Annotated in this window: 9 protein-coding genes; 5 read left to right on the top strand and 4 right to left on the bottom strand. The window is 71.6% G+C overall.

Features of this window, described 5'->3' with window-relative positions:
* Positions 1 to 58: 58 nt before the first annotated feature.
* Positions 59 to 730 carry a CBS domain-containing protein gene (locus EJ357_RS43350; protein WP_126397691.1) on the bottom strand — a complete coding sequence of 224 codons (672 nt, stop codon included), beginning with the start codon at positions 728 to 730 and terminating at the stop codon, positions 59 to 61.
* A 116-nt stretch (positions 731 to 846) separates the two neighbouring features.
* Between EJ357_RS43350 and EJ357_RS43345 the strand changes: the two genes are divergently transcribed.
* On the top strand, positions 847 to 1,767 hold the full coding sequence (locus tag EJ357_RS43345; protein ID WP_126397689.1) for a DUF1918 domain-containing protein: 921 nt from the start codon (positions 847 to 849) through the stop codon (positions 1,765 to 1,767).
* A gap of 58 nt (positions 1,768 to 1,825) precedes the next feature.
* A complete protein-coding gene (locus EJ357_RS43340) occupies positions 1,826 to 2,830 on the top strand; it encodes an Acg family FMN-binding oxidoreductase (protein WP_407698449.1) in 1,005 nt (334 codons plus the stop codon).
* 23 nt (positions 2,831 to 2,853) lie between these two features.
* On the opposite strand, the gene EJ357_RS43335 is transcribed toward EJ357_RS43340, so the two are convergent.
* Entirely contained in the window at positions 2,854 to 3,531 is a 678-nt protein-coding gene (locus EJ357_RS43335) for a CBS domain-containing protein (protein WP_175647739.1), read from the bottom strand.
* Between the two features lie 197 nt (positions 3,532 to 3,728).
* On the opposite strand from EJ357_RS43335, the gene EJ357_RS43330 reads away from it, so the two are divergent.
* The 3 genes from EJ357_RS43330 (at position 3,729) to EJ357_RS43320 (ending at position 8,052) form a co-directional block, all read left to right on the top strand.
* A complete protein-coding gene (locus EJ357_RS43330; protein ID WP_126400824.1) occupies positions 3,729 to 4,604 on the top strand; it encodes a universal stress protein in 876 nt (291 codons plus the stop codon).
* 54 nt (positions 4,605 to 4,658) lie between these two features.
* Positions 4,659 to 7,061, top strand: coding sequence for a glycoside hydrolase family 65 protein (locus tag EJ357_RS43325; RefSeq protein ID WP_126397687.1), 2,403 nt, complete (start codon positions 4,659 to 4,661; stop codon positions 7,059 to 7,061).
* 112 nt (positions 7,062 to 7,173) lie between these two features.
* The gene (locus tag EJ357_RS43320) at positions 7,174 to 8,052 is read left to right on the top strand and encodes a potassium channel family protein (RefSeq protein ID WP_126397685.1); all 879 of its coding nucleotides are present in this window, start codon (positions 7,174 to 7,176) and stop codon (positions 8,050 to 8,052) included.
* 3 nt (positions 8,053 to 8,055) lie between these two features.
* Here the strand turns inward: EJ357_RS43320 and fdhF are convergent, their stop codons facing one another.
* Both fdhF and EJ357_RS43310 read right to left on the bottom strand, forming a co-directional pair.
* Entirely contained in the window at positions 8,056 to 10,731 is a 2,676-nt protein-coding gene (gene fdhF / locus EJ357_RS43315; RefSeq protein ID WP_126397683.1) for a formate dehydrogenase subunit alpha, read from the bottom strand.
* Complete coding sequence (locus tag EJ357_RS43310; RefSeq protein WP_126397681.1) at positions 10,728 to 12,413, bottom strand: NAD(P)H-dependent oxidoreductase subunit E; 1,686 nt, start codon at positions 12,411 to 12,413, stop codon at positions 10,728 to 10,730. Before EJ357_RS43310 ends, fdhF begins: the two co-directional genes overlap by 4 nt.
* Between the last annotated feature and the right edge of the window lie 17 nt (positions 12,414 to 12,430).

Below are 12,430 nucleotides of genomic sequence, written 5' to 3'. Positions count from 1 at the left end.
TCGGCCCGCGCACGACCCCGGTCCCACGGGCCGCTCGGCTGCGCGCGTGGACTGCCCCTCAGACGGCGGGCGAACGCCGGGAGTCGTCCGTCCGGTACGTGATGTGCTCGGCCACCGACACCACGCCGTCGACGCTTCGGCACAGCCGCTCGATGACGGGGATCAGGCTCCTGAACTCGACGGAGCCACGGAGGCTGACCTGGCCCTCGTGCACCTCGGCCGTCACCTCCGAGGGATCGAGCCCCATCGTCCGGCGCAGCACGTCCTCGGCGATCTCGTCGCGGATGGCGTCGTCACGGCGCAGGAAGATCCGCAGCAGATCGCCGCGGCTGACGATGCCCAGGAGCCGGTCCGCCTCGTCCACCACGGGCAGCCGCTTGACATGGCGGGTCTCCATCAGACGGGCGGCCTCGACCACATTCCACTCCGGACGGGCGCAGACCGCCGGCGCGGACATCAGTTCCTCGGCGCGGGCCCCCTCGGCCTTGGCCCGCTCCCAGGCCTCCAGGCGCGGAACCGGGGCCCGCCCGGACGGATCGGCCTGACCGGCGCTCTTGCGCAGCAGGTCGGCCTCGGACACCACGCCGACCGTATGGTCCCGATCGTCCACGACCGGTACGGCGGTGATGTCGTTCTCCGTCAGCAGCCTGACGATCTCCTTGAACGGCATGTCGCGCCGCGCCCGGACGACGTCCCGGGTCATGAGCTCCCCGACCGTTCGGTGGTGCATGTCGCCTCCCGGATACCGGCCGCCAAGCTCACGGATCGGGGACTCTCGGCCCATGCGGCGGCGTGTCGCGCGTGGCACGTTGGATACAGCACCATTCTGAGGAGAGGGCGGCGACCATGCGAGCTCACCTCGGCGACCAACTGGTCATCGAAAGCCCGGCGACCGGCGCCACCAGGCGCGACGGCGAAATCGTCGGACTGCACCACGAGGACGGAACACCTCCCTACGACGTGCGCTGGTCGGACACGGACGAAGTGACCCTCGTGTTCCCCGGGCCCGACGCGCACATCCGCCATGTCGAGGACGGACAGCCCGACACCGCCCACGAGCCTTCCCGGTACACGGGTGAGGCGGAGACCGTGGCCGCGGCCGCCCGGCCGACCGGGACACTCGATCCCGGCGACATCGGTCGGCGCGTGGCCGTCGAACGTCGGCGACAGAACCTGAGCCGGGAGGAAACCGCCCGTCGCGCACGGATGTCGCCCGAGTATCTGGCGTACCTGGAGGAACGGCCCGCCGACCCGACGGTGGCGACTCTCATCAGGCTGGCCGACGCGCTGGGCACCTCCGTCACCGCGCTGCGAGGAGGAGGCATCGATCTCCCTCCCGGTCAAGGCCACGCGCTGCTGCACCCTCAGTTGCGCGATCTCGGCCCGGCGGAATGCCGCAGGCTCCTCTCCACGCACGGGGTGGGGCGTATCGCGGTGTCGACACCCGACGGACGCCCCGCGGTCGTCCCGGTCAACTACGAGATCGTCGACGACACGATCGTGTTCCGGACCGCGCCCGACACCGTGCCCGCGGCGGCCGTGGGAACGGACGTCGCCTTCGAGGTCGACCACGTCGACGAGGCTCTGAGCCAGGGCTGGAGCGTGCTCGCGGTCGGCCCGGCAAGCGTCGTGACGGAGCCCGACGCCGTGCGCAGGCTCTCCGAACACGCCCACACCTCACCGTGGGCGGGCGGTGAACGCGAAATGTGGGTGTCGATCCGGCCGGCGAGTCTCACGGGCCGCCGCATCACTCCGGCCGAGCAGTAGCCGGCCGGGGGCAGCGGCCTCGTCCCGGCGTGCCGCCGACTCGCGAGGGGAGGCTCCGGTGAGCAGAGAAGTCAGCCACCACACACCATCCGACGAACGGGTGGCGGCCCTGGTCCACGACGCCGCGGCCGCTCCGTCCATGCACAACGCACAGCCCTGGCGCTTCCGCTATTTCCGGGACGCCCGCACCTTTGTGCTGTTCGCCGACTTCGACCGCGCCATGCCGCACTCCGACCCGGACAACCGCGGCCTTCATCTCGGCTGCGGCGCCGCCCTGTTGAACCTGAGGGTCGCCGTGCTCCACGAGGGCTGGCATGCGGAAACCCGGCTGCTGCCGGACGCCACCGACCGGGCGCTGCTCGCAAGTGTGCGGTTGACCGACCCTGCGGGCGGCGAGAGCGATCTCGGCGCACTGTATCCGGCGATCCATCAACGGCACAGCAGCCGATACCCGTTCGAGGAGACCAAGATCCCCGAGGTCCTGCGGGAAGCTCTCGGCGCCGCCGCTCGCTCTGAGGGAGCGGCCCTGTCGTTCCCCACTTCATGGCATCTGCAGGACGTGCTGGAACTGATTCAGGAGGCCGAGGCACGCAACATCACCGACGCCGGCAGCGACCAGGACCTGACGCGGTGGACCCACGTCGATGCCCCCTCGGCTACCACCGCCGACGACGGAGTCCCGCAGTACGCCTTCGGCCCGCGCAAACGCGGGGGCAGGGCCCCCATGCGCGACTTCGCCGGTCACCGGCAGGTGGCCGGACGGGACGCCGCGGACTTCGAGCAGAAGCCTCAGCTGGCCCTCCTCAGCACGGCCCACGACCGCCCGGAGGACTGGCTCCGCGCCGGCCAGGCCATGGAACGCGTCCTGCTGCTGGCCACCCTCAAGGGTCTGTCCAGCTCCTTCGTCACCCAGCCCGTCGAATGGACGGACCTGCGCTGGCCGCTGCGTGACCCGGTGACCGGGACGGGCTTCCAGCAGTTGCTGCTGCGGCTGGGATACGGGCCCAAAGGCCCCAGCACACCGCGCCGCCCGGTGACGGAGGTACTCGACATCCAGCCCTGATCCGGCCCGGCCACGTGCTCAGGTCACCGCGCGGTCTGCGGCCGGTCCGGAGCGGTGTCCTCGCCGCTGAGCCGGGATTCGACGTCCACCACGCCCTCCACTGCCCGCACGAGGCGCTCGGCGACCCAGACCAGCGAGGTGTCCTGGACCCGTCCGCGGAGTGTGACGACTCCGTCGTGCACGGACACGTGGATGGTGTGACTGAGTGCGGGGAACAGGTAGGACACCACGGTGCGCCGGACCTCTTCCTCGATGTCCTCGTCCGACCGCAGGAAGACCTTCAGCAGGTCGGCACGGCTGACGATGCCCTGCAGCCGGTCCTCGTCATCGACCACGGGCAGCCGTTTGAGGTGTTTCACGGCCATGATCCGTGCTGCCTGGGCCAGGGTGACGTCGGGGTGGACCGTGACCGCGGGAGTGCTCATGAGTTCCTCGGCGGTCATCGCACCCGCCTTGGCGAGATCGGACAGGCGCCGGATCTGCCCGGAGCGGGGGAGCTCGCCCTCCCGGAACTCCTCCTTGGGCAGCAGGTCGGCCTCGGAGACCACGCCGATGACCCGCCCGTCGCCCTCCACGACCGGTACCGCGCTGACCTTCCACTGGTCCATCGCCCGCACGATCTCCTTGAACCGCGCGTCACGCCCGACGGCCACCACGGGCAGGGTCATCACATCGCTCACGATGTGCGGAGTGTCAGGCATGTCCTGGGTCCTTGAGAAGCGCGCCGGAGGAGGTGCTTCGGCTGTATGCCTCCAGCATCGCCTCAACCCGGCGTACCGCAATCCGGCCGAGGGTCGGCCGCACCGAGAGCCGGTCCGTATGTCGCGGCGGCCCGTAGGCGGTGCGAGGGTTGTCACAGGGGGCCTTGCAGCAGCCGGACGGATGGGCGGTGGCGGCGATGGAACTCCCGCTGGTCGTGGGCGTCGACGGATCGGACTCCAGTCTGCTGGCGGTCGACTGGGCGGTGGACGAAGCGGCACGCCACGGGCTGCCGCTGCGCCTGCTCTACGCCTCCCTCTGGGAGCGTTATGAGGGAAGTCGGCCGTCCCTCGGCACCGATCGTCCCGCTGAGGAGGTCATGGTGCAGCACATCATCGCCTCCTGCACGGAACGTGCCCGGCTTCGCAATCCCGAGGTGAAGACGTCGGGCGAGGTACTGCCCGATGATGCCGTCTCCGTGCTGCTGGGGGCAGGGCACGAGGCGTTCGCCCTGGTCACGGGCTCCCGCGGGCGCGGCGAGGTCGCCGGGCTGCTGCTGGGGTCGGTCAGCCTCTCGGTGGCGGCCCGCGCGGTGTGCCCGGTCATCGTGGTCCGTGGCTCGGAGCGGAACCTTCGAGGATCCTTCGGCCGGGTCGTGGTGGGTGTCGGCGACTCGACGGTCGGCGAGGGCGCCGTACGGTTCGCCGCCCGCGAGGCGAGGGCGCGCGGCTGTGCCCTGACGGCCGTACGGGCCTGGCGCAGCCCGGCTCACGAGCACACCGACTCTCCTTTGATCGCGGACGATGCCTCAAGGGTGCATGAGGAGCAGGCCTCCGATCGCCTCACCAACGCGCTCCGTGAGACCGTACGGGAGCACCCCGAGACCGAAGTGCACCGTCGGCCGGTCGAAGGCCCCGCCCACCGCGTCCTGCTGGAGGCATCGGCCGATGCCGACCTGATCGTCGTCGGCGCTCTGCGCCGGCACGGTCACTTCGGTCTGCAACTCGGCAGGGTCGCCCACACCCTGCTGCACCACTCCGAGTGCCCGGTCGCCGTCGTCCCTCAACGGGTCTGAGTTTCGCCCCGCGGGCGAGGCTTCCCACGGCTTCTGAAGAGGGACGAGCGGCTGATGTCGGAGTGGACGTGGGAATGGAAGGGCTACGACCCCGATGCCGAGCGGTTGCGGGAATCGCTCTGCACTCTCGGCAACGGCTACTTCGCCACGCGGGGCGCGGTGCCCGAGTGCCGGGCGGGTCTGGTGCACTGCCCGGGAACGTACGCGGCCGGGTGCTACAACCGCTTGGAGTCGACCGTGGCCGGGCGACAGGTGATGAACGAGGACCTGGTCAACCTCCCGAACTGGCTGCTCCTGCGGTTCCGTCTACGCCGCGCCGAGGGAACGTGGGGACCGTGGTTCTCCCCCGACACGCACGCCCTCCTGGACCACCGGCACACCCTGGACCTGCGCCGCGCCACGCTCACCCGCTCGTTCCGCCACCGGGACGGCAGGGCGGGCGTGCTCGGAGTCGAGCAGACACGTCTTGTGCACATGGGGGATCCGCACTTGGCGGCACTGAGGACTGTCTTCACTGCCGAGGGCTGGTCGGGAGAGATCGAGATCGAGTCCTGTCTCGACGGCGAGGTGATCAACAGCAACGTGCACCGTTACCGCGCCCTCAACCGCCGCCATGTGATCCGCGTGCGGACGGGGGCACAGGAACCCCACACGGTCTGGCTGAGCTGCCGGACCAGCACCTCGGACATCGGTGTCGCGATGGCGGCTCGTACGCTCGTCGTCGACCGGCCCACGGCCGCCTCGTCCGCGCTTCGGCCGACCCGCCGCCGTGCGGTCCACCGCCTGGTGACCCCGATCGCTCCCGGTCGGCCCGTCACCGTGGAGAAGACCGTGGCCCTGCACACCTCACGGGACACGGCGATCGGCGATCCGCTCGGCGAAGCGGTCGACCGAGTGTCCACCGCGGCGGGTTTCCCCGCCCTGCTGGACTCCCACGTCGCCGCATGGGAGCGACTGTGGCGGCACGCGGACATCCAGGTGCCGGGCCAGGCCGGTCGCATCCTGCGCTTCCACCTCTTTCACGTCCTGCAGACGCTGTCACCGCACACCGCGGACCTCGACGTAGGTGTCCCGGCGCGTGGGCTGCACGGCGAGGCGTACCGGGGTCATGTGTTCTGGGACGAGCTGTTCGTCCTGCCGTATCTCAACCTGCACTTCCCGGAGGTCTCCCGGGCGCTGCTGAACTACCGCCACCGGCGCCTTGCCCGGGCCTGCCGGGCGGCCGGCGCGGTCGGCCGGGCCGGGGCGATGTACCCGTGGCAGAGCGGCAGCGACGGCCGTGAGGAGGCCCAGGAGTGGCATCTGAACCCCCGCTCGGGGCGCTGGCTGCCGGACCACTCCAGGCTCCAGCACCACGTGGGCTCGGCGATCGCCTACAACGTGTGGCAGTACTGCCAGGCCACAGGCGACACCGAGTTCCTCCACACCAAGGGCGCGGAAATGCTGCTGCAGATCGCCCGTTTCTGGGCGGACCTCGCGGACTTCGACCCCGGCACGGGCCGTTACCGCATTCGCGGCGTTGTCGGCCCGGACGAGTACCACGACGCCTACCCAGGTGCCGTCCGGCCGGGACTGGACGACAACGCCTACACCAACGTCACCGCCGCCTGGGTCCTCACCCGCGCCCTGGACCTGCTGCGCCGCCTCCCCGCCTGGCGCCGGGACGAACTGATCGAACGCGTCCGGTTGGACGGCGACGAACTCCCGCAGTGGGAGGAGATCTCCCGGCGGCTGCGCGTGCCGTTCCACCAGGGAGTCATCAGCCAGTTCGCGGGCTACGACGACCTCGCCGAGCTCGACTGGGACGCCTACCGGGCGCGTCACACCAGCATCCGGCGGCTGGACCGGATCCTGGAGGCCGAAGGCGACACGGTCAACCGCTACAAGGCGTCCAAGCAGGCCGATGTCCTCATGCTCGGCCACCTGTTCTCGCCCGCAGAGCTGCGGACCCTGTTCCGGCGTCTCGGGTACGACCTCGACGACGAGGTCTGGCGCCGAACGGTCGACTACTACCTGCGGCGCACCAGCCACGGCTCCACACTCAGCGGACTCGTCCACGGCCTGGTTCTCGCCAGGGCCAGACGAGCCGAGGCGTGGAGTTACGTCCAGGAGGCCCTGGAGGCCGACATCGCCGACATCCAAGGCGGCACGACCGGCGAGGGCATCCACCTCGGGGCGATGGCCGGAACCCTCGACCTGGTCCAGCGCGGTCTGACGGGACTGGGGACACGCGAGGACGCCCTGTGGTTGGACCCGGTGCCTCTTCCGGCGCTCTCCGAGTACGGATTCTCGCTGCGCTACCGCGGTCACTGGGGTATCGGCATACGGCGCAGGAGCGGACAGCTGGAGATCAGTGTGCCCGACTCGGAGGAGTCACCGATCCGCGTGGTGCTGGCCGACCGAGCCGTCACCATCGCGCCCGGGGAGACCTGCACGCTCGTGCTGCCGGCGAGTTGATCCGCGCGGATGGGCGTGCCGGACCCCGCTCCTGCCTCATGATCCGTCAGTTTTGGGCCTGAGCTCCGAATGCGGGGCTCCGCGCCGGGTGAGAGTGCTGTGGGAGACATGCATGGAGTGGTTGGTCTCGCTGCTCGGTGGCGGGCTCGTCATGTTCGGCTTGCGGGACCTGTTCCACACACTCTGGCACCCCACCCGCCACGGCGGCCTGAGCCGCCTCGTGATGACGGCTCTATGGCGGCTGACCCGGCGCTTCCGTGCGGGCAGGCGGGTGGTCGGGCTCGTCGGACCACTCTCCATGGTGACGGTGGTGGCCATGTGGGCCGGAACCGTCATCATCGGCTGGGCCGTCGTCTACTGGCCGCACATGCCGGAGTCGTTCGCCTTCTCACCCGGTTCCGAGGCGGCACAGGAGCCGGCACTGCTCGACTCGCTGTACCTGTCGCTGGTCACAGTGGCCACCCTGGGCCTGGGCGACATCGCACCCGGCGAGGCCTGGCTCCGCCTGATCTCGCCGCTGGAAGCCCTCGTCGGCTTCGCCCTGCTGACGGCCACGGTCTCGTGGGTGCTGGAGATCTACCCGGCGCTGACCCGCAGGAGGGTCCTCGCCATCCGGCTGGCGCTGCTGCGCGACTCGGACCCGACGACAGCGCAGCTCGACTCCACTGCGGGAGCCCTGCTGCTGGACAGCCTGGCGACCGAAGTCGTACGGGTCCGCATCGACTTCACCCAGTACGCCGAGGCGTACTACTTCCATGACGGCGAGGACCACTCGTCACTGGCGGCCATGGTCGGCTACGCCGCCGCCCTCGCCGAGCGCGGGCAGGCAGCGCGACGGCCCGAGGTACGACTGGCCGGTGACCTGCTCACCGGTGCGCTCGCAGACCTCGCCGCCATCCTTGACCAGCGTTTCCTCCATACGGGAGGACCACCGGCGGAGGTGTTCGCCGCGTACGCCACCGACCATGGCCGGGACCGTGTGCAGCCCTGAGGATCACCCCGTCGTCAGGCGCACCGCCGTGACCTTGTACTCGGGGCAGGATGTGACAGTGTCCGCGTGGTCGGAGGTCAGGCGGTTCACTCCGCTCGCGGGGAAGTGGAACGAGCAGAACGCCTGCCCGGGCGCCGTCTGTTCACTGACCTTGGCGATGAGCCGGGCTTGGCCGTGTCGGCTCGCCACGGTGATCTGCTCCCCGTCCCGGACGCCGTACCGGACGGCGTCGTCGGGGTGCAGGTCGAGCACGTCGACCGGGTCGAGCGCGAGGTTGCCGCCGCGGCGGGTCATGCTGCCGGAGTTGTAGTGCGCCCAGCGCCGCCCGGTGACCAGGACCAGCGGATAGTCGTCGTCGGGGGTTTCCCCGGGTGGGAGATAGGGCGCCGCGGCGAGGTGGGCCCGCCCGTCCGGCGTGGCGAACCGTTCCTGGTAGAGCTTGGCCTGCCCCGGTCGGCCGGGGTCCGGGCAGGGCCACGGCACGGCGCCCTCCCGGTCCAGCCGCTCGTGGGAGAGACCCGCGAAGACGGGTGCGACCCGACCGCACTCGGCCAGCGCGTCGCCCGGAGTCGAGCAGCCCAGGTCGGCTCCCATCAACGCGGCGAGGGCGTGTACGACATCGAAGTCGCTGCGTGCCTGGCCCGGCGCGGGCACGGCCGGGCGGACCCGCTGGAACCGGCGGTCGAAGTTGACGAACGTGCCGTCCTTCTCCATCCAGGACGCGACCGGCAGTACGACGTCGGCGTGGAGGGCGGTCTCGGACAGGAACAGTTCGTTGGACACCACGAGTGGGCATGTGTCCAGGGCCTCTGCCACCCGGTTCGCGTCGGGGTCGGTGGCGCAGACGTCCTCACCGATGACCCACAGCGCCCGCAGCTCCCCCGCCCGTGCCGCGGCGAACATGTCCGGGATCCGCATGCCGGGCCGCTCGGGGAGCCGCACACCCCACACCGCCTCGGCCCGCGACCGCACGGCGGGGTCGGTCACCTTCCCGTAGCCGGGCAGGAGGTCCGGCAGTGCCCCCATGTCGGAGGCGCCCTGGACGTTGTTCTGGCCGCGCAGCGGGTTGACGCCGTGCCCACGGTCGGTGCCCACGGCACCCCGCAGGATCGCCAGGTTGGCCAGTGACCGTACCCCGTCCGTGCCGTGCAGGTGCTCGGTGACGCCCAGACCGTAGACGATCGCGGGCCGCCGGGCACGGCCGTACAGCCGGGCGGCGGCGACCAGGTCCGCGGCGGGCACCCCGGTGATGTGCGCGACCCGGTCGGGCGGGTAGTCGTCCAGCAGCTCGACGAGCTCCGGCAGGCCGGTGGCCCGCTCGCGCAGGAACTCCTCGTCGGTCAGTCCCTCGGCGAGCAGGATGTGGGCGAGACCGTGGAAGAGGGCCACGTTGGTGCCGGGGCGAGGCCGCAGGTGTACGTCGGCGTGCAGAGCGAGGCCCACGGCGCGAGGATCGGCGACGACCAGCTTGGCCCCGCCCAGCACACGCCGGAGCAGGCGTGCTCCGACCACCGGGTGGGCTTCGACGGGATTGGCCCCGACCACCAGCAGGCAGTCGGACCGCTCGACGTCGTCGAAGCTGTCGGTGCCGCCGGACAGCCCGAAGGAGGCGGTCAGGCCGGCAGCGGACGGGGAGTGGCACAGGCGGGAGCAGTTGTCGACGTTGTTCGTACCGATCACGACCCGCATGAACTTCTGGACGAGGTAGTTCTCCTCGTTGGTGGCGCGGGCCGAGGAGATAACCGCCACGGCGTCCGGGCCGCCGGTGTCCTTGGCCTCTCTCAGGCCCCGCGCCACCTGGCCGAGCGCCTCGTCCCAGCCGACGGGTTCCAGGCGGCTGTCGCGGCGCACCAGGGGCCGGGTGAGACGTTCGGGCGAGGTGAGATAGCCGTGGGCGAAGCGGCCCTTGACGCAGGCGTGGCCCTGGTTGACCGGGCCGTCCCGGGCCGGCAGGACCGCCGTGACCTCGTGGTCGGACGTGATGACGTCCAGGGCGCAGCCGACGCCGCAGTATCCGCACGTCGTGCGGGTGGCGGTCGGCCGCTGGGCGGAGGTGAGTCCGCGCCCCGGGCCGGGCTCGGTGATCGCGCCGGTGGGGCAGGTGTCGACGCAGCCGCCGCAGGCCACGCAGTCCGACTCGGCCCAGGGCCCGCCGGTGCCGGGGGCGACCACGGTGTCGCCGCCCCGGCCGGTCAGGGTCAGCGCGAAGGTGCCCTGCACCTCGGAGCACATGCGGACGCACCGGCCGCAGGCGATGCACAGGTCCCGGTCCAGGTGGACGTACGGGTGGGAGTCGTCCCCACCCCGCCCTCCCGCACCCTGGGCCGTCTCGGGGCCCAGCCCCATCGACTGGCACAGACGCGCCAGCTCGCTGGGGTTGTTCTCGCTGAGCGCACGGGGCGGCAGGGCGGAGACGATGAGCTCCACCGCGTCCCGGCGCAGTTGCCGGAGCTCATCGGTGCCGGTTTCGACGCGCACGCCTGAGACAGCGGGGGTCACACAGGCCGCCACGACCTGGCCATCGGCCTTCACGAGACATGTGCGACAGGAGCCGGCAGGGCTGAGCCGCTCGTCGGAGCAGAGGGCGGGCAGTTCGGCACCGGCCGCCCGCACTGCCGAGAGCAGGGAGGCCCCCTCGGGAACATCGACGTCCGCCCCGTCGACGTTGATCTCGATCATGGCCCCCATCCCCGCAGACGGTCGCCGTAGGCGCGGGCGAGACTGTGCACCGCGGGCGGAATGCGCCGCCCGAAGGCGCACAGGCTCGCCTCGGCCAGTACACGCCCGAGCCGTTCCCATTCCGGTCCGGGCGGGGCCGCGGCGTCCGCCAGCTCCAGGCCACGGCGGGAGCCCACGCGGCAGGGCGAGCAGGCGCCACAGCTCTCCGCCGAGGCGAACTGCCAGATGTGCCGCAGCAGTTCCTCCGGCGGCACATGCTGGTCGAAGGCGACAAGCCCGGCGTGGCCGAGCGCGGCGCCCCGGGCCGCGAGGGCGGTGGTGGTCAGCGGGACGTCCAGGGCGTCCGCGGCAAGGAAGCCACCCAGCGGCCCGCCGACCTGCACGGCGCTCAACTCGGCGCCTTCCTTCAGGCCACCGCCCAGTTCGTGGACGATCCGCACCAGCGGGGTGCCCAGTTCAACCTCGTACGCCCCCGGCCGGGCGAACCGCTCCGACAGGCAGACCAGCTTCGTCCCGGTCTCCCCCGGCACCCCGCGCCGGGCGTACGCCGCTCCACCACGGGAGACGATCCACGGGATGGCGGCGAGGGTCTCGACGTTGTTCACCACCGTCGGCGCGCCCCACAGCCCACGTCGGGTCGGGTAGGGCGGACGTGGCCGGGCGCAGCCCCTGTCCCCCTCCAGGCTCGCGATCAAGGCGGTCTCCTCACCCGCGACATAGGATCCGGCGCCCTCCGCCACCTCCACGTCCAAGGTGATGTCCGTGCCGTGAACGGACGGCCCGAAGTGCCCGTCGGCGTATGCCCGCCCGACCGCTTCCCGTATCCGCGCCAGCGCCCGCGGATACTCCGAGCGCACCAGGATCACGCCGCGTTCTGCCCCGCACGCGAAGCAGGCCAGGGCCAGGCCCTCCAGCACCCGCTCCGGCTCCGCCTCCATGAGCAGCCGGTCGGCATAGGAACCAGGGTCGCCCTCGTCACCGTTGGCCACCACCACGGTGCCGGGCACGCGGCCTGCCGCCTCCCACTTCGCGGCCACCCGGAACCCCGCTCCGCCACGGCCCCGCAGCCCCGATGCGGCCACCTCCGACTGGACCGCGTCGGCGGACCCGGTCGTCACCATCAGGGGCCACACCTGCCATGTGGGCTCCCCGGCCACCACTCCGCCCAGGAGCACGGGGTCGCCCGTGTCGTCGGCCGCCGGGATCTCCGGCGCCTGCGCGGGCTCGCGTCCCGCGAGCTGACCGGTCAGCGTCGGGCCTGTGCAGGGCTTGTCTCCGTCGAGCGCGGCGGGACCCGCATAGCAGTAGCCCAGACAGCGGACGGCCTGCAGTGATGTCTCCCCGTCCGGTGAGACCGCGTCCGCGTCGACACCCAGCTCGCGTTCCACGTCACCGAGATGCCGGCCGGCCTGCGCGGCGAAGCAGGCCGTCGCCGCACAGATCCGGACATGACGGCGGCCGTGCGGAGCGGCAAGGTCCGCGTAATAACTGGCTGGCCCCAGGGCAGCGGCGGCGGGCAGACCGACGCCGACGGCCGCCGCCGGAGCCCATGCCTCGGGGCTGTCCGCCGTACCGGCCCTGGCCTCGACCAGCGACTCGATCAGCCGGGCTCCCGGCCGCCCACGCCGGTCGTCCAGGGCCCGGAAGGCGTCGAAACGGTCCTCCGGACCAACGGGAGCCATGTCCTCATCGTGGCGGC

The sequence above is a fragment of the Streptomyces cyaneochromogenes genome (assembly GCF_003963535.1).
Taxonomy (GTDB): domain Bacteria; phylum Actinomycetota; class Actinomycetes; order Streptomycetales; family Streptomycetaceae; genus Streptomyces; species Streptomyces shaanxiensis.
This window is presented reverse-complemented; position numbering and strand designations above follow the sequence as displayed.